Origin of the sequence: Myroides injenensis M09-0166, from assembly GCF_000246945.1 — a bacterium.
In the GTDB taxonomy this organism is placed as follows: Bacteria; Bacteroidota; Bacteroidia; order Flavobacteriales; family Flavobacteriaceae; genus Flavobacterium; species Flavobacterium injenense.
The window spans coordinates 1-19,339 of record NZ_BAEX01000041.1; the positions used below are offsets into that span (position 1 = coordinate 1).

Annotated in this window: 15 protein-coding genes; 8 read left to right on the forward strand and 7 right to left on the reverse strand. The window is 31.3% G+C overall.

Annotated elements, in window-relative coordinates:
- Nucleotides 1–75: 75 nt before the first annotated feature.
- From RH98_RS08190 to idi, 4 genes are all read right to left on the reverse strand, one after another.
- Entirely contained in the window at nucleotides 76–339 is a 264-nt protein-coding gene (locus RH98_RS08190) for a hypothetical protein (protein ID WP_010252895.1), read from the reverse strand.
- Nucleotides 340–407: 68 nt separating this feature from the next.
- A complete protein-coding gene (locus RH98_RS08195; RefSeq protein WP_010252896.1) occupies nucleotides 408–1,376 on the reverse strand; it encodes a type I phosphomannose isomerase catalytic subunit in 969 nt (322 codons plus the stop codon).
- A gap of 112 nt (nucleotides 1,377–1,488) precedes the next feature.
- Nucleotides 1,489–1,902 carry a 6-pyruvoyl trahydropterin synthase family protein gene (locus RH98_RS08200; RefSeq protein ID WP_010252897.1) on the reverse strand — a complete coding sequence of 138 codons (414 nt, stop codon included), beginning with the start codon at nucleotides 1,900–1,902 and terminating at the stop codon, nucleotides 1,489–1,491.
- Nucleotides 1,903–1,906: 4 nt separating this feature from the next.
- Nucleotides 1,907–2,434: an isopentenyl-diphosphate Delta-isomerase gene (gene idi, locus RH98_RS08205; protein WP_010252898.1), complete on the reverse strand. Its 528-nt coding sequence runs from the start codon at nucleotides 2,432–2,434 to the stop codon at nucleotides 1,907–1,909.
- Between the two features lie 798 nt (nucleotides 2,435–3,232).
- Between idi and RH98_RS08210 the strand changes: the two genes are divergently transcribed.
- A complete protein-coding gene (locus RH98_RS08210; RefSeq protein WP_010252899.1) occupies nucleotides 3,233–3,469 on the forward strand; it encodes a hypothetical protein in 237 nt (78 codons plus the stop codon).
- 58 nt (nucleotides 3,470–3,527) lie between these two features.
- Here RH98_RS08210 and recQ read toward each other — a convergent pair whose 3' ends face one another.
- Nucleotides 3,528–5,723: a DNA helicase RecQ gene (gene recQ, locus RH98_RS08215; protein WP_010252900.1), complete on the reverse strand. Its 2,196-nt coding sequence runs from the start codon at nucleotides 5,721–5,723 to the stop codon at nucleotides 3,528–3,530.
- A gap of 89 nt (nucleotides 5,724–5,812) precedes the next feature.
- On the opposite strand from recQ, the gene RH98_RS08220 reads away from it, so the two are divergent.
- From RH98_RS08220 to RH98_RS08245, 6 genes are all read left to right on the forward strand, one after another.
- A complete protein-coding gene (locus tag RH98_RS08220) occupies nucleotides 5,813–6,778 on the forward strand; it encodes a KpsF/GutQ family sugar-phosphate isomerase (protein WP_010252901.1) in 966 nt (321 codons plus the stop codon).
- 9 nt (nucleotides 6,779–6,787) lie between these two features.
- The gene (gene tatC, locus RH98_RS08225) at nucleotides 6,788–7,633 is read left to right on the forward strand and encodes a twin-arginine translocase subunit TatC (protein WP_010252902.1); all 846 of its coding nucleotides are present in this window, start codon (nucleotides 6,788–6,790) and stop codon (nucleotides 7,631–7,633) included.
- A gap of 4 nt (nucleotides 7,634–7,637) precedes the next feature.
- Nucleotides 7,638–8,381: an LPS export ABC transporter ATP-binding protein gene (gene lptB, locus RH98_RS08230; RefSeq protein ID WP_010252903.1), complete on the forward strand. Its 744-nt coding sequence runs from the start codon at nucleotides 7,638–7,640 to the stop codon at nucleotides 8,379–8,381.
- Between the two features lie 246 nt (nucleotides 8,382–8,627).
- Nucleotides 8,628–9,413, forward strand: coding sequence for a polysaccharide biosynthesis/export family protein (locus tag RH98_RS08235; RefSeq protein WP_010252905.1), 786 nt, complete (start codon nucleotides 8,628–8,630; stop codon nucleotides 9,411–9,413).
- 5 nt (nucleotides 9,414–9,418) lie between these two features.
- A complete protein-coding gene (locus tag RH98_RS08240) occupies nucleotides 9,419–11,836 on the forward strand; it encodes a GumC family protein (protein WP_010252907.1) in 2,418 nt (805 codons plus the stop codon).
- Nucleotides 11,837–12,072: 236 nt separating this feature from the next.
- Nucleotides 12,073–14,292, forward strand: a complete 2,220-nt coding sequence (locus RH98_RS08245; protein WP_010252909.1) for an NADP-dependent isocitrate dehydrogenase — start codon at nucleotides 12,073–12,075, stop codon at nucleotides 14,290–14,292.
- Between the two features lie 832 nt (nucleotides 14,293–15,124).
- On the opposite strand, the gene RH98_RS08250 is transcribed toward RH98_RS08245, so the two are convergent.
- Both RH98_RS08250 and RH98_RS08255 read right to left on the reverse strand, forming a co-directional pair.
- Nucleotides 15,125–15,820 carry a LytR/AlgR family response regulator transcription factor gene (locus tag RH98_RS08250; protein WP_010252911.1) on the reverse strand — a complete coding sequence of 232 codons (696 nt, stop codon included), beginning with the start codon at nucleotides 15,818–15,820 and terminating at the stop codon, nucleotides 15,125–15,127.
- A complete protein-coding gene (locus tag RH98_RS08255) occupies nucleotides 15,796–16,803 on the reverse strand; it encodes a sensor histidine kinase (protein WP_010252913.1) in 1,008 nt (335 codons plus the stop codon). Before RH98_RS08255 ends, RH98_RS08250 begins: the two co-directional genes overlap by 25 nt.
- Nucleotides 16,804–16,959: 156 nt before the next feature.
- On the opposite strand from RH98_RS08255, the gene RH98_RS08260 reads away from it, so the two are divergent.
- On the forward strand, nucleotides 16,960–19,335 hold the full coding sequence (locus RH98_RS08260; protein WP_010252915.1) for a TonB-dependent receptor: 2,376 nt from the start codon (nucleotides 16,960–16,962) through the stop codon (nucleotides 19,333–19,335).
- Nucleotides 19,336–19,339 lie beyond the last annotated feature (4 nt).

The following is a 19,339-nucleotide window of genomic DNA, read 5'->3' on the forward strand; positions in this document are numbered from 1 at the left end:
ATTTTGCGAGTGCAAAGATAACACGCTTTTCGAATTTCACAAGCCTTTAAGCGTGTTTTTTAATCTTTTTTTCTCTTAAAGAGCGTTTATTTTTTCAACTAATTGACCAGCAATAGTTTCCAATTTTGTATAAACTCCTTTAAAATGTGCTTTTTTATTTTCTATTCCTTTAAGGTTAACTTCATCTATCAAAGTATCGAATGATGTCAATGCTTCTTCTAATAAAGCACTAGTCTCAGGAGTAGCTCCATTATTAGTCATTTCGTGAATATAGATAGCTTGGATAATATCTCCTAACACGTAGTGGATATCCTTTTTTAAGTTTTTTACACTTGCCATAATTTCCTAATTTAAATATTAAATTTTGCTGCAAAGCTACAACTTAATTATTACAGATACTAAATATTTTATGAAACAAATATCTCTAATAATGTTGCTTTACCACTTACTTTTACTTCGTTTATAATTGCTGGTATTAATACAGTATCACCTTTGCTAAAACTAAACTTCTCGTTATTTACTTCAAACTCACATTCTCCTTCTGTACACACATATAAACAAAAACGATCTGTTCCCTTATCTTTTTTATAACAGTGCTTTAGAGGCACTATATTAACAGAAAAATAAGGACATTCTACCACTTCGTTAGCACTATCTTCCTCGTTTGAATAAGCTAGCTCTACTTGTTTTGCATCATAGTTAATCGCCTCTAATGCTAAGTCAACATGTAACTCACGTGACTTGCCTTCTGAGTCAGTTCTATCCCAGTCATAAACGCGGTAAGTAATATCTGATGTTTGCTGAATTTCTGCAAGTAAAACACCTGCACCTATTGCGTGAACTGTACCTGTTTGAATAAAAAAAGCATCTCCTTTTTTCACAGGTATTTCTTTAAGAATATTGGGTAAACTCTTGGACTCTAAATGATGTAGATAATCTTTAGGAGTTACTCCTTCTTTAAAATCAACAACGACTCTAGCACCAGGGTCTGCTTGCATTACATACCACATCTCCGTTTTTCCAAGCGACTGATGTCTCTTCATCGCTAAGTCATCATCAGGATGAAGTTGAATAGATAAGTCCTCTTTCGCATCTAAGAACTTAAACAATAATGGAAATTTCTTCCCAAAGCGCTTATAAATATAATCTCCTAATAATTCATTAGGAAACTGATCAATGAGCTTCTCTAAATCCCAACCTTCATATTCTCCATTAGACACAATACTCACGTCATCGGTAACTCCCGATATTTCCCAACTCTCTCCTACACTGTCTGAATGTATATCTTTCCCTAATATTGTATTTAACTTACTACCTCCCCAAATCCTCTCTTTGAGTATAGGCGTAAATACTATAGGATATTGATTAAAGCCCATATATTAAACCTTCCTGTATAAATATAATAAGTTCATTACTTATTTTTACTTTTCCTCTTTTCAAAAAAATCAAGCTGCAAATTTACTAATTTTCTATCATTATTAATATTTTTTAGACAGTTCCTTTATACGACACGAAATTTCTTGCAGTTTCGTATAAAACAACCTCTAAATCTTTATCTTTTGGTATAAAAGGTCTTAATTTTCTCCATATAACAATTGCAATATTCTCAGCTGTCGGTATCAAATCTGCAAACTCAGGAACATCTAAATTTAAATTCTTATGATCAAAAGCTTCTTCAATCTCCTGTTTTATCAAATCTGACAACTCTTTCAAATCCATCACAAATCCTGTCTCCTCATCCAATTCTCCAGTGACATGAACAATTAATTCATAATTATGCCCATGATAATTAGGATTATTACATTTACCAAAGATTCGTTGATTTTTCTCATCTGACCATTCTTTCCTAAACAGTCGATGGGCAGCATTAAAATGAGCTTTTCTACTAATAGTTAATCTCATGATATTATTTTTTTTGAGCTTCTATATAATGGTAAAACTTAGAAAAAATGATCTTAAACCACTCCGTATATAATTCAGGATGCTTTTCCATATCTTCTTTAATATCTTCAATAGACATCCATTTCCATGCTTCTACTTCATCAGGATTAATATTTGGTTCATCATCATAATAGCCAATCATTACGTGATCAAACTCATGTTCTGTAAGTCCATTTGAGAAAGGTGCTTTGTAGATAAAATTAAACACATCTTTCAAAGGAACTTCAAACCCCATTTCTTCCTTTAGCCTTCTTTTTCCAGCTTCTATATTTGTCTCGCCAGCACGTTGATGACTACAACAAGTATTAGTCCACAACAAAGGTGAATGATATTTCTCAGCAGCGCGTTGTTGTAACATTACTTCATTATTCTTATTTAAAATAAAAACAGAAAAAGCTCTATGTAATAATGCTTTTTCATGAGCTTCTATTTTTTCCATTACACCAACCTGTTCGTCCTTTTCATTTACCAATATCACTAACTCTTCTTTCATATCATATTATATTATATCAATTTCAAAAATACAAAAAAAGAAACTGTTTATCTAATTACTTCTCTTTATACTCAATGTTTAACTATGATTTATTAGCTTTTGAATACAAAAAATTTTATTCTGTTCAGAAACAATTCTTTACCTTTTTCTCTCCTATACCGAACTTTCCCTTCTTACTTTAACATCATTCACTTTCAAAAAAGTTAATCCTTTCTTCACAGAAATTGTACAACCATATTCAATAACGCTATGGCAACTCATAAATTGTTATTCTAATTTATAAATTCTTCATATGTTTTTTCACCAAAACACCTTCCCAAAATCAGACATATTTTTCCTCCCTACCCCTTATAAAACCTAGCTTCAAGGTATAATTTAACTCCCAAAAAACCTCATTTGTACCGTAAAACCAATCGGCTCGTAAGTACTGTATTTACAGGCACTCGAGGGGAATCCTTCAACACTTCTTCGAGAATGCTTGGGCTAGAGAGCATTTTGTTGAAGGAATGTTGAAGAAGTGTTGAAGGAAACTTGAATAACCTTCGAAATAATGCTATTTTAGTTCTTGTGATCTTACAGATATAGGTCGATTCCGTTTATTATTGAGATTTTGTTGTGTAAAATTCTCCTTTCTAACTACATAATGTCTAGTATAGTTATAACTAGAACTGCAAGAACATACACAAACTATTCAAAAGCGTCAATCACCACACAATCGCTCTACATTAGGAGTTACATAGAAAAGTATTTAGCAATTAGACTTTTTTTATTTAATTTTGATCAGAACTTTAGAACACTATGGAACGAAGAATAAAACTAATCTGGGACTTTCATGGCCCAGACGGAGCAAAAATTGCGGAGCATCATGTAATACATTTAAAAGAATACGTAGAAATAGAAAAACTACCTATAACAATTATTGAAGCAAAACAATTATCTGATCATCATACAATTGCTTACATGGTGGTTAACGATGAACAAATGAGAGCAGTTCGAGATAAATTAAAACCACATCGCGGAGAGTTATACGAATAAAAAAATCTCCGAAACTACTCGGAGATTTTTTAATCAAATATAATATACAAACTATGTTCTAATTTGCTTCTTTACTTATAAACTGGATACGCATTAAACGTAATTCTTCAGTATCATAATCACCATCAAATTCTTCTAAAGCCACTTTAATATTATCAGTTTCAGAATCCATAAAGTAATCATAGATTTCTTCTTGCTGATCCTCGTCTAATACATCATCTATCCAATAATCTAGATTTAGTTTTGTACCAGAATAAACAATCTGTTCCATTTCTTTCAAAAGAGAATCCATATCTAAACCTTTTGCCTTAGCGATATCATCTAACGAAAGCTTTCTATCAACATTTTGAATAATATAAAGTTTTAAAGCTGAATTAGCCCCTGTAGATTTTACAACTAAATCATCAGGTCTTATAATATCATTTTCTTCAACATAATTTTTTATTACATCAACGAAATCTTTACCATATTTCTTTGCTTTTCCTTCACTTACTCCTATAATATTTGCCATTTCTTCCAAAGTAATAGGATACTTTAACCCCATCTCTTCTAAAGAAGGATCTTGAAAAACAACAAAAGGAGGTACGCTATTCTTTTTGGCAACTTTTTTACGCAGGTCTTTAAGAATTCCTATTAACACTTCGTCTGCAACGGAATTGTTTTTAGAAATATTAATTTCATTATCAGCGTCACTATCAGAATAAACATGATCTTCAGTCATCATAAAAGATACTGGCTTTTCTAAAAATGCTAATCCTTGTGCGGTAACCTTTAATATACCATAAGTTTCAATATCTTTCTTCAACAGTCCCGCAACAAGCATCTGTCTAATCAAAGCCATCCAATATTTTTCATCATGGTCTTTACCTATTCCAAAAAATGGCTGACTATCAACTTTATTTACTTTAAGCAGAGCATTAACCTTACCAGTAAGTGCAAAAACAATCTCTTTAGTTTTATAAGACTGTTTAGCATCACGAACAACTTCTATAACTTTACAGACATTATCTTGAGCTTCATTTTTAGTTTTTGGATTACGAACGTTATCATCCATATCCGCTCCCTCACCATTCACTTCATCAAATTCCTCTCCAAAATAATGTAGTAAAAATTTACGTCGTGACATAGAAGTTTCTGCATAACCCACAACTTCCTGCAACAATGCAAACCCTATTTCTTGTTCAGCAATAGGTTTACCAGCCATAAATTTCTCTAGCTTTTCAATATCTTTATATGAATAATAAGCTAAACAATGTCCTTCTCCACCATCACGTCCAGCCCTACCAGTTTCTTGGTAATAACTTTCTAATGATTTTGGAATATCATGGTGTATAACATACCTAACGTCTGGTTTATCTATTCCCATACCAAATGCAATTGTAGCAACAACGACATCGACATCTTCCATTAAGAACATATCTTGATGTTTTGCTCTCGTTTTTGCATCCAATCCAGCATGATAAGGTACAGCACTAATACCATTTACTTGTAGTACATTTGCTATCTCCTCCACTTTCTTACGACTCAAACAATATATAACACCCGATTTCCCAGCATTTTGTTTAATAAAGCGTATAATATCTGATTCTATATTTTTAGTTTTTGGACGTATCTCATAGAACAAATTAGGTCTATTAAAAGAAGCCTTAAACACATTAGCATCAGGAATTTCAAGATTTTTCAATATATCCTCTTGAACTTTTGGTGTTGCAGTAGCTGTTAATCCAATCATTGGAATATCACCTAACTGTCTAATAATATTACGTAGATTTCTGTATTCTGGTCTGAAGTCATGCCCCCATTCAGAAATACAGTGTGCTTCATCAATTGCAACAAAAGACAATTTTACTTCTTTTAAGAAAGAAACATACTCCTCTTTTGTTAAAGACTCTGGTGCAACATATAAAAGTTTTGTAACACCACTTTTAATATCTTCTTTTACCTGATTGATTTCAGATTTGGTCAAAGAAGAATTCAACACATGAGCTATGCCATGCTCAGTAGATAAACTACGTATAGCGTCTACCTGATTCTTCATCAAAGCAATAAGAGGAGACACAACAATAGCTGTACCTTCCAACACTAAAGCTGGGAGTTGATAGCATAGAGATTTCCCTCCTCCAGTAGGCATAATTACAAAAGTATTATGTCCTGAAATAATACTTTTAACCACATCCTCTTGGAGACCTTTGAACTGTGAAAAGCCGAAAAATCTCTTTAACTCTTTGTACAAGTCAATTTCAGTTGATTTCATTATTTTTGTATGGTATTTTACATAAATTTGCAGTACCTAAAGGTACAAAATTTCTTTAGTTCAAACCTAATATTTAACAATCACAAATTTTGAATACTACATCAACTATATTAAATACGGCAAAAAACACATTACTCTCTGAAAGTGAAAGTGTTAAAAATCTCATCAATTATCTTACTGAAGATTTTGCAGAAGCCGTAAAAATTATTTTGGAGTGCAAAGGAAGAGTCATTGTGACAGGAATAGGCAAAAGTGCACTAATCGGTGCAAAAATAGTCGCAACCTTTAATTCTACAGGGACACCCGCTATCTATATGCACGCTGCAGAGGCAGTTCATGGAGATTTAGGGTTAGTACAACCAAACGATTGTGTAATCTGTATATCAAACAGTGGTAATAGCCCTGAAATAAAAGTATTAACTCCCCTTCTTAAAAGACAGGGTAATAAATTAATAGCTATTACTGCAAACGAGAATTCTTTTCTTGCTAAAGGAGCTGATTATATTTTACTTTCAAAAGTAGAAAGAGAAGCAGACCCTAATAACCTAGCTCCAATGAATAGCACTACTGCTCAATTGGTTCTTGGCGATGCTTTAGCTGCTTGTCTTATAGAAATGAGAAGTTTTACTCCTGATGACTTCGCAATGTACCACCCTGGAGGAGCATTGGGCAAAAAACTATTACTCCTAGTAAAGAATATATTAAAAAGCGAAAACAAACCTAGTGTATCTCCTCAATCTAGTATTAAAGATGTCATCGTTGAAATTTCAGAAAAACGTCTTGGAGTGACAGCCGTAGTGGAGAATAATAAACTAATTGGGATTATTACAGATGGAGATTTACGAAGAATGCTGCAAAAAAGTGATAACTTGTCGCACTTTAAAGCACTAGATATAATGACTAGTAATCCAAAGTCAATAGATGCAAATGAGCATGTATCAAAAGCACTCTCTATATTAGAAGATAATTCGATTACTCAATTACTTGTTACAGATAATCAAGAGTATGTGGGAGTCATTCATCTACATGATATTTTAAAAGAAGGAATAGTATAAATATAAATTATGGGCAAAATAAAAAACTCAAAAAAGGAAATGTCTTTCCTTGACCATTTAGAAGAATTACGCTGGTTATTAGTAAGATCTACCGTATTCATTTTAGGAGGAGGTATCGTTGCATTTATATTTAATGACTTCATTTTTAATAAAATCATTTTCGCACCAAAAGATCCTAATTTTATCACCTATCGCTTCTTTTGTAAACTAGCACAACGTTTTAATTTTGATGATAGTTTCTGTAGCAAAGAATTACCCTTTGAAATTCAAAATAGAACAATGGATGGGCAATTCTCAGTAATTATTTGGACTTGTATTACTGCTGGTTTTATTATATCAGTACCTTTTATTTTATGGGAAATATGGAAATTTATTAGTCCAGCATTATATCAAAATGAGAAAAAGTATGCTAAACTGTTTATAATTATATCTTCATTATTATTTTTCTTAGGAGTTGCTTTTGGTTTTTATATAATTACACCTCTATCAATAAATTTTCTTTCCAATATTCAAGTAAGTGAGTTTGTTAAAAATCAAATTGATATTAATTCATATATAGGTCTAGTTAAAACGACATCTGTTGCTTGTGGATTAGTATTTGAATTGCCTATCATCATCTACTTCTTATCTGTAATGGGGCTTGTAACACCACAATTTTTAAGAGAATATAGAAAATATGCAATTGTGTTAATTCTAATTATTGCAGCTGTAATTACACCACCAGACGTTGTAAGTCAAATTATAGTTTCTATACCTTTGTTAATATTGTATGAAGTAAGTATTTATATTTCTAAATTCGTACAATCCGCAAAAAAATTAGATAAAAAGGATTCTGACAGCGTAGCTAAACTATAAAATCATGAAATTAAGAGCAGATAATATTGTAAAAATATATAAGAAAAGAAAAGTAGTTAAAGGTGTTTCCGTTGAAGTAAACCAAGGAGAAATTGTTGGTTTATTAGGTCCTAATGGAGCAGGAAAGACTACCTCTTTCTATATGATTGTTGGTTTAGTTAAACCTAATAGTGGTCATATTTATTTGGATAATACCGATATTACAGATTTTCCTATGTACAAAAGAGCACAACATGGTATTGGTTACCTTGCTCAAGAAGCTTCTGTATTTAGAAAATTAAGTATTGAGGATAATATTTTAAGCGTATTGCAATTGACAAAACTTTCAAAGAAGGAACAAATTGCTAAGATGGAATCTCTCATAGAAGAATTCAGCTTAGAACATATACGTACTAACCGAGGTGACTTATTATCAGGTGGAGAAAGAAGACGTACAGAAATAGCGAGAGCGCTAGCAACTGACCCTAAATTCATTCTTTTAGATGAGCCTTTTGCGGGAGTTGACCCAGTTGCAGTGGAGGACATCCAGCGTATTGTCGCTAAACTAAAAAATAAAAATATTGGTATTTTAATTACCGATCACAATGTCCAAGAAACTTTAGCTATTACAGATAAAACCTACTTAATGTTTGAGGGTGGAATTCTAAAGGCAGGTGTTCCAGAAGAATTAGCTGAAGATGAAATGGTAAGAAAAGTTTACTTAGGACAAAACTTCGAGCTTCGAAAAAAGAAGCTTTTTTTTGAATAATTTATTTAAGAATATGTCAAATATACTTTTCAATAAACAATTAATAATAACTATAAAAAACAACAGTCATCTATAAATTGATAAATAAGGTATTAAATAGAAAAATGTCATTTTAATTCAGCATAATATCAAAAAAATAATACAATAATCTTCATTAATAATATTAAAAGATTACAAGTTTATATGTCTATTTTGAATATTTTTTTTTTTGCCTATCTATAAATTTTATATTTGCACAAAAAACTAATGAAAAATAAGTTCCTATTTAATTTTGCTATAGTAATTACTATAATAACTCTATTCACTTCTTGTGCTTCAAGAGAGAAGATAGTGTATTATCAAGATGTTGATTCTGTACTATTAAATAATGCAACCAACTCTCAGTTTAAAACACGTTTAAGAGCTGACGATTTACTAATGATTATCGTTTCTGCAGAAGACGTTGAAGCTGCTGCACCTTTTAACTTAGTCAATAGTATGACTTCAAATCCTCTTAATCCTGCTGTAGGAGGACAAATGCAACAACAATTGTATTTAATTGATAATGAAGGATATATTCAATTCCCTGTCCTTGGAAAAATTAAATTAGGAGGACTCTCTAGAGACGAAGCAATAAAGTATTTAACTTCAGAAATAAGCCAATATATCAACAATCCTATTATCAACCTTAGAATAATGAACTTCAAAGTTACTGTGCAAGGGGAAGTAATAAAACCTGGAGTTTACACTGTTACTAGTGAACGATTAACTCTAGCAGAAGCAATAGCTTTATCAGGTGATATGACAGTTTATGGTAAAAGAGATAATGTTTTAATTATAAGAGAAATAGAAGGCAAAAAAGTTCCAATTAGAGTGGATATGACTAAGGCTGATTTTATGACATCACCTTATTACTATCTTAATCAAAATGATATTGTCTATGTAGAACCTAATAAAACAAGAATTAACTCTTCTGTTGTAGGTCCTAACTTAAGTTTAGGTTTATCAGCTTTATCATTATTAGTAACTATTATTGCTCTATCTACGAAATAAACAACATGGAAAACAAATTCGATAATAATGAAAACGCGAACATTAACATTCGCGAGGAATTAGAAAAATACGTAATATATTGGCGTTGGTTTGTGGTAAGTATATTCTTTACTCTAGTTGTTGCTTTTATTTATTTACGTTATTCACAGAAAATTTATAAAATTAATACCACCATCATTGTCAAAGATGAGAAAAGAGGAGGTGGTATTGCTTCAGAAGTAGCAGCATTTGCTGATTTAGGTATGCTATCTGGAGGAAAGAGTAACGTTGAAAATGAGACACAGATATTACAATCTAGAAATCTAGCTGAAAAAACAGTTCGTCGTTTAGATTTAAATATTGCATATATTAATGAAGGTCGCGTAGTTAAAAGTAATCTATATGATAATAGTCCAATTACTTTTAACTTTGTAGAAAGAGTATTTGATTTTGACAATATCAGATATACTTTTTATGTAAAAAACATTTCTGAAGACTCTTTTGATTTATATAATGAAGATAAAGAATTAATTGGTCATTATAAATTTGAAGAATCTATTGATACTTTAATAGGTAAATTAAAAGTTACGAAGAATAAAGCGAAACCACTTCCTACTCTTAAAAAAGCTAAAGAAGAAAATGAAGATGATACTGAAGAAGATGTAAAAGATTTAGCAGTAGAGATTTATCCTGTTCAAAAAGTAGTAGATAGTTATGTTAAGAATATCCAAATTGCTCCTACTGATAAATTTTCAAGTGTAATCGATTTATCACTTTTAGATGCTACTCCTGCATTAGCAATAGATTATTTAAACAATCTTATCAACATTTACAATGATGTAGCAATAGCTGATAAGAAATCAGTTTCTCGTAAAACTTCTGAATTTATTGATAGTCGTTTACAATTAATAACTGAGGAATTAGGTGATGTTGAAAAAAATGTAGAGGGATATAAAGCTAAAAATAGCATAACTGACATCCCAACAGAATTAGGTCTATATTTACAAAATGCAAATACATACGAAAAAGAAATAATTCAAAATGAAACAGAACTAAAAGTAGTTTCATCTATGATTGAATTCTTACGTAGCAGCAAACCAAGTGAGTTAATTCCTGGTAATATTATATCTTCAGACCAAAGCTCTAATAGCTTAATAAATGAATATAATAAAATGGTTTTAGACAGAAATAGAATTAGTACTAGTTCTACTTCTCGTAACCCGGCTGTTATTAAATTAGACGACCAGATAGCTTCAATGAAAGCTTCTGTAATGGCAAGTTTAGTTCGTTTAGAGAGCTCTTTAAAGATCACTCAAAAAGAACTTGATACTAAAGAAAAAGATTTACGTTCACGCTTAGCGCAAGTTCCTAGACAAGAACGTGAGTTCAGAATAATCGACAGACAGCAAAAAGTAAAAGAAGCTATTTATCTTTATTTATTTCAAAAAAGAGAAGAAACAGCAATTGCTTTAGCTGCTACAGATTTGAATGCAAAAGTAATAGACTACGCTAAAAGTTCGGATAAACCTGTTTCTCCAAAAAAAGCAATAATATTATTAGCTGCATTAATACTAGGTGGACTTATTCCATTTGCAATTATATATCTTAAAAATCTATTAGATACAAAAGTTAAAAATAGAATTGATATTGAGGAAAATACAAATGTTCCTTTCTTAGGAGACATACCTCACTCAGATGAAAACACTAAAATTGTTGACATCGCAAGTAGAACAAGTACTGCTGAAGCATTGCGTATTATTCGTACTAACATAGAATTTATGTTAAGTAATACGAAAGAAGGTGAAGCTAAAATGATATTCTTAACTTCTACTTTCCCTAAAGAAGGTAAAACGTTTACCTCAGTGAATATTGCTGCAACAATAGCTCTTTCTGGAAAGAAGACATTACTAATAGGTTTAGACTTACGTAATCCAAGACTTGATGATTACGTTATGCTACCTTCAAGTGGAGTATCAGACTACTTATTACGCAAAGAAGATGATATTAACAAATACATAGTTAAGATCAACGGATATGAAAACTTATACGCTCTACCAGCTGGAACTATTCCTCCAAACCCTGCAGAGCTACTTATGGGAGATCGTATTGGAAAGATGTTCGATGAGTTGAAAAAAGAATTTGATTATATCATTGTGGATACTGCTCCTGTTAGTTTAGTCACAGATACATTGTTAGTAGCGAAATATGCTGATACATTTATCTACGTTACTAGAGCGAATTATTTGGACAAACGTATGCTAAAGCTTCCTAATGACTTACATAAAGAAGGAAAACTTCCAAATATGTCAATTGTATTAAATGATACAATGACAACAAAAGGTTATGGAGGCTATGGATATGGTTACGGTTATGGATATGGTTATGGTCACGATGTAGAAAATGATAACCGCCCTTGGTGGAAAAAATTATTAAATATAAAATAACAGTTAAAAAGGTCGTTCTAAAAAGAGCGACCTTTTTTCGTTATATGCAAAATATTATATCTAAATATACCAATAACAAAATATACAAAGTACAGAATATCAAATTGACAATTCGCTAATATAATACCTTATATCCCTTACTTTTTCTTTTCATATTTAGTATATTTGCTTTATACTTTTAAGTTTTCGATAGTTATATTCAACGATAAACTTGTTTTCATTTAAATTATAAAAGAATGACACAAAAATCTAAAATCCTTTACACGTTTACAGACGAAGCTCCAATGCTTGCTACGTATTCGTTCTTACCAATGGTACAAGCTTTTGCTAAAACAGCAAATATTGAAGTAGAAACACGTGATATTTCATTAGCAGGTCGTATCCTTGCGACTTTCCCTGAGTATTTAAAAGAAGAACAAAAAATTGGTGATGCGTTAGCTGAACTAGGAGATTTAGCAAAAACTCCAGAAGCTAATATTATTAAGTTACCTAATATTTCTGCTTCTATTCCTCAGCTTAATGCAGCAATAAAAGAATTGCAAGCACATGGATATGCATTGCCTAATTATCCTGCTGATCCAAAAACAGATGAAGAAAAAGCTATCAAAGCAAAATATGCTAAGATTTTAGGGTCTGCTGTGAATCCTGTTTTACGTGAAGGAAATTCAGACCGTCGAGCTCCAAAAGCTGTAAAAAACTTTGCTAAAAAACACCCACACTCAATGGGTGCTTGGTCAGCTGACTCAAAAACAAGAGTTGCATCAATGCCTGAAGGTGACTTCTATGGTACTGAAAAATCAGTTACGGTTGCAGAAGACGGAAAGTACAAAATAGAGTTTATTGCTAAAGATGGTTCTGTAAAAGTTTTAAAAGATTTTGCTCCTCTATTAGCAGGTGAAGTAATCGATTCTTCAGTATTAAACGTTAATAAACTAAAAGCTTTTGTTTCAGAATGTAAAGAAGAAGCTAAAGCTAAAGGAATACTATTCTCTACTCACTTAAAAGCTACTATGATGAAGGTTTCAGACCCTATCATTTTTGGAGCTGTAGTAGAAGGATATTTTAAAGATGTATATGCTAAATACGCAGACTTATTTGCTGAACTAGGAATTATTCCAAACAATGGTTTAGGAGATTTATATGCTAAACTAGCAGGACATGCTAAAGAAGCTGAAGTTAAACAAGCTATTGAAGACGCTATTGCAAATGGTCCAGCTATTGCAATGGTAAATTCTGATAAAGGAATTACAAATCTTCACGTTCCATCAGATGTAATCGTTGATGCATCAATGCCAGCAATGATACGTACTTCTGGACAGATGTGGAATAAAGAAGGTAAACAACAAGATACTTTAGCAATTATCCCAGATCGTTGTTATGCTGGTGTATATGAAACAGTAATTGAAGATTGTAAAGCAAATGGTGCTTATGACCCAACAACAATGGGATCAGTGCCTAACGTAGGGCTAATGGCTCAAAAAGCGGAAGAATACGGTTCTCACGATAAAACATTCCAAGCTGAAGATAATGGTATTATCCGTGTAAGTGACGAAAAAGGAAATATCTTATTTGATCAAATAGTTGAAAAAGATGATATTTTCAGAATGTGTCAAGCAAAAGATGCTCCTATCCAAGATTGGGTAAAATTAGCTGTTAATAGAGCTCGTCTATCTGAAACTCCTGCTATCTTCTGGTTAGATGAAAATAGAGCACATGATAGAGAAATTATCAAAAAAGTAAAAACTTACTTAAAAGATCACGATACAACTGGATTAGATATTAGAATTTTAAGTCCTATCGAAGCTACAAAAGTATCTGTAGAAAGAATTCGCAAAGGACTTGATACAATTTCTGTTACAGGAAACGTATTACGTGATTACCTTACTGACCTATTCCCTATCTTAGAAGTTGGAACTTCTGCAAAAATGTTATCTATCGTTCCATTAATGAATGGTGGTGGATTATTTGAAACTGGTGCAGGTGGATCAGCTCCTAAACATATTGAGCAATTCATTGAAGAAGGTTACTTACGTTGGGATTCACTTGGTGAATTTTTAGCTTTAGGAGCTTCTTTTGAACATTTAGGACAAACCCAAGATAATACTAAAGCATTAATACTTGCAGAAACACTAGATGAAGCTACTGCTAAATTCTTAGACAATGATAAATCACCAGCTCGTAGAGTAGGATCTATTGATAACCGTGGTTCACATTTCTATCTAGCAATGTATTGGGCTGAAGCACTAGCTAATCAAAATAAGGATGCAGAATTAAAAGCTAAATTTGCTCCTATTGCTAAGGCTATGCAAGAAAATGAAACTAAGATTAATAAAGAATTAATCGCAGCACAAGGTAAAGCTCAAGCTATCGGAGGTTACTATCATTCAGATCCAGTAGCTACTTCAAAAGCAATGAGACCAAGTACTACATTAAATACTATTATAGATACTATCTAGAAAAGTATTAACCAATATAGAAGCGACTGACTCTTAAGTTAGTCGCTTTTTTTATTGTATATTTTGTACTTTTGTCTCAAAATTAGCAATCGAACAAACAGACCTAATAGCTATGAACCATAATGTCACCATTAAGACAAACTAATCATTCAGCATATAAGTTATAATTTTTAATACTCAAATATTAAATAGTAAACGATTATTACAGAACTTATTATCAACTACATTAATACTCAATATTCATTTTTAAGAAGGTTTATTTACCCATTAAATGTTATTTTAATAAACAACAAAACTTGTACAGTCATAAAAGGACTAGTGAAAAACTGTACAGTAAATGATAGGATTATTAACTATAGCTGTACAGTTATAGTAGGACGAGACAAGGACGAGACAGGATGACTGCATAGTGAGTCCATTGTGAGTCCATAGTACCTCTATTAAAATATATGTTTTTAATAGAGACACTATACACTCATTATATAGTGATTATATTCGCTCCGTGCAGGATACATATACGAGAGAGCAATTACTCCACTTTATTAGTTATTCTAATTAACAACTCTAATAACAATTCTAAAGCTGGTAATTTAGATGATATATTTTATCAAAAGCTACATCTTTCCTTTTATTAACTATTATTTCTAAAAGAGTAGATTAAAACTAAGAACAATATTCTTCCACAATTATCCTGCTTTCATAAGTAAATATAAGACCTCCGTGCAGAAATAATAAAGACAACAACTATAAGAAACTAATGCAATATGGGAGTTTTTTTAGTAGGACCTAGATATAAAAGTTATTCCATATTCGACTCCAAATAGACTAGTAACTAAATATACTTATCAAGTAGAATTTGATACTTGCGACCTACGGGTAATTCTATATTTGTTTTTAAAATAACTTTAAAGGGCAGTATTGTTTCTATATACTTTACATTTATTAAATATGATCTGTGTATTTGTATAAATTCTTCTGATAATTCACTTTTAATTCCTATAAGAGAACCATAAACAAAATAACTCTTCCTCCTTTCATTAGTAAAGACTTTTATATAATTTCCAGCACTTTCTATATAAATAATACTATCTATACTAACGTTATAATCGGTACCATCCTCCTTTATTTCAATGAAATTAGGTAATAAATAGCTTTCCTTTTGATTATTGCTAAAAACTTTTGCTTTTTCTACAGCTTTTAAAAATTTACCAAAAGGGATGGGCTTTAGTAAGTAATCTATCACATCGTTTTCATAGGATTGCAGAGCAAAATCAGTGTAAGCAGTAGTAATAATCGTAACAGGTTTTTGAGGTAAAAGGCTTAAAAGTTCCATACCTGTTATCATTGGCATATTTATATCCAAAAACAATATATCTACAGGCGTATTTTGTAGAAACAATAATGCTTCTTTTCCATTATAGACATTCCCAATACACATTAAATCATCACATTTACCAATATGACTAGTCAATACTTGATGTGCTGGTTTTTCATCATCAACGATTAAACATTTGTAGGTAGTTCCCATAACTCTAATATTGCCTTATAACTGTTATCCAAAATTCTATAATTCTCAAACTTATACTTAAACTTACATACTTCCAATCGACGTTCTAAATTTAAGATACCTACTCTAGTACCTTTCTTTTGGTAAGTTTCCCCAATACAACTATTATCTACTTCAAATCTCAAAAGTCCTTTCTTAGTGTAAGTCCAACGAATAAAAATAGATGGTGTTTCACTTTCCAAACAAAACTTTACTGCATTTTCTACTAGACTAAAAAATAATAAAGGAGGTACTTGCACTCCATAAAAATTCCCACTATATACAGTTTCTATATACAATTTATTGCTCCTAAACTTATAGTAATTCAAATACTCTTCAATAAACTCAATCTCTTCTCTTACATCTACCCACTCTCTCTTAGTTGCACCAAGTTGATACCGTAGTAAATTTGATAACTCTAAAATTCGATCAGGTGTATCCTTAGGATTAGTGAGCGCTTCCCCATATAGATTATTCATTGCATTCAATAAAAAATGAGGATTTAGCTGCATTTTCAAAAAGTCTAACTCTACTTCTGTTGAAACAAGTTTTCTTTCTCTAGCCGTAATATTATTATAAATCCATAAGTGTATAAAATAAGCTCCAGCTCCCATAAAACCAAAAAACAAATCATTAAAAGCTTCTAAAACATAAGAGTGAAAATTACCAGTCAGTTTAGATAAAGAAGAAGAAACAAATACTACAAATGACCAAAATAAAATTGAAGTCAAAAAAAATAAACCATACCTTTTTGTTAATAAATATCGCTCTATTAGTAGTCGGTTAAAAGCTAACAGAAAACTATACATCATTACAAAAGGAAGAAATAATTCTGACCAAATTAAAAACAATCCTTTATCACCTTTATCTACATAAATAGCAAAGGTAAAAATACTCCATAGCAACAGTATTATAGCTAAATTTCTAAACCAAAAATTAGAATATATTTTCCAAATAGATTTCATACAAGCAAAAATAGCAATCCTAATACCAAACCTTCTAGATTGAAAAATTATTTATTTGAAAACCATTGATATAAAAAAAACGTTATTTAAATACAAATGTAAAACCTAAAGCGTTTTACGATATATATTTACACCAATTTAAAGCTAAAAGCAAGAATGAAAATAACAATTAAGTCTTTTATACTACTAATTACTTTACTCAACTTTATAAGTATCAATGCCCAAAACCAATATATACTTAAAGGAGTCGTGACAAGTAATTCTAATAAGTTAATCGGTGCATCAATTTATATTCCCGAGATTAATAATGGTACATCTACTGATGAGGATGGCTCCTATACGATTAAGTTACCTCAAGGTAAGTACAATCTAGTAATATCTTATGTAGGATATAACACTGTAACAAAAAATATTAACTTACAAGAGAATTACACTTTAGATATTCTTTTGGATGAATCATCTTCTCAATTAAACGAATTAGTTATTACTCAAAATGCTAAGAAAGCAGATATTAGAACTCCAGAGATGAGTGTCAACAAGCTTTCTATTCAAGATATTAAAAAAATGCCTGTTGTATTAGGTGAAACCGATGTTTTAAAGTCAATATTACAACTTCCTGGAGTTACGAATGCAGGAGAAGGTGCTTCTGGTTTTAATGTTAGAGGAGGTTCTGCAGGACAAAACTTAGTATTGCTAGATGATGCTCCTATTTATAGTTCTTCTCACTTATTTGGATTCTTTTCTGTGTTTAATTCAGACGCCGTAAAAGATTTAAAATTATACAAAGGTGGTATCCCTGCACGATTTGGAGGTAGAGCTGCATCTGTCCTAGAAGTATTTCAAAAAAATGGAAATAACATAGAATATCACGGTACAGGAGGGATTGGAGTAATCTCAAGTAGAATGATGGCTGAAGGTCCTATCAGAAAAGAAAAATCTTCATTTTTAGTGGCTGGAAGAGCATCTTACGCCCATCTATTTATGAAACTAAGTGATAATAAAAACTCTGCTTATTTCTATGACTTAAATACTAGAGTAAATTTCGATTTAAACGAAAATAACAAAATTAACTTTTCGGGCTATTTCGGAAGGGATATATTTAAATTCTCAGATTTATTCAGTAATAATTTTGGCAATACTGCTTTAGCTATTCAATGGAATCACTTATATAATGACAACCTAAGTAGTAATTTATCTCTTATTTACAGTGATTATTATTACGGTATGGACATGGATTTAGTTGGTTTTAAATGGGATTCTAATATAAATACCTTTCAAGGAAAACTAGACTTCAGACAAGATGTTTCTGATAATTTACAACTTAAATATGGGGGTACTGCTTTACATTATATTTTTTCGCCAGGAACAATCAAACCTACAAAACTAGATTCTCCTATAAACTATAAAAAAATAGCAAATAAATATGCTTTTGAAGCGAATGCCTATGTCGAAGCTGAGCAACAATTAGGCGAAAAGATAAATCTGAATTATGGAATGAGGTTATCAACATTCGCAAGAATGGGAAATGAAACTATTAATCTATACAAAGATAATCAAGCTGTGCTCTATGATCCTTTGTTAGGCGTATATAAAATGGCAGAACCCATTGGTACAAAAAAATACAGCAAAAGTGAAACTATCGATAACTTTACAAACATAGAACCACGCTTTGCTATTTCATATACATTGGATGATGATCAATCTATTAAAGCCAGCTATAATAGAATGACGCAGTACATTCATCTTATTTCTAATACAGCAGCTCCTACTCCATTAGATATATGGACACCAAGTAGCTCATTTATCAAACCACAGTTGGTTGATCAAGTTGCTCTAGGCTACTTTAGAAACTTTAAAGAAGGAGCATATAGCATAGAATCTGAAGTTTTTTATAAAAAAGGTAAAAACAGTATTGATTATATTGATGGTGCAGAATTAATAGGTAACGAGGCAATAGAACGCGTTATATTAAATGGTGAATCACGTGCATATGGTTTGGAGTTAATGTTCAGAAAAAACTTAGGCAGACTTACTGGATGGGTTGCATATACATTATCAAAATCTGAACAAAAAACACCTGGTAGAACAACACAAGAACCAGGAATAAATAATGGAGAATGGTATAGAACTCCTTATGATAAATTACATGATTTATCTATCACTGCTATGTATGAACTAAATCCTAAATGGAGTTTAAGTGCCAGTTTTACTTTACAATCTGGTAGGCCTATTACTTATCCTGAAGGTCAGTATGAATATGAAGGTAAACGAGTACCAAGGTTTGGAAAAAGAAATGCACATAGTTTACCAGCATACCACCATTTAGATATATCTGCTACCTATACACCAAAACCAGATAGTAATAAAAAATGGCAAGGAGAATGGGTATTCGGCATTTATAATTTATATGGCAGATCAAATGCTGCATCTATATCGTTCAGAGAGAATGAAGATATTAGAGGTCAAAACGAAGCTGTAAGATTATCTATTTTTGGGATAGTACCAAGTGTTACTTATAACTTTAAATTTTAAAACA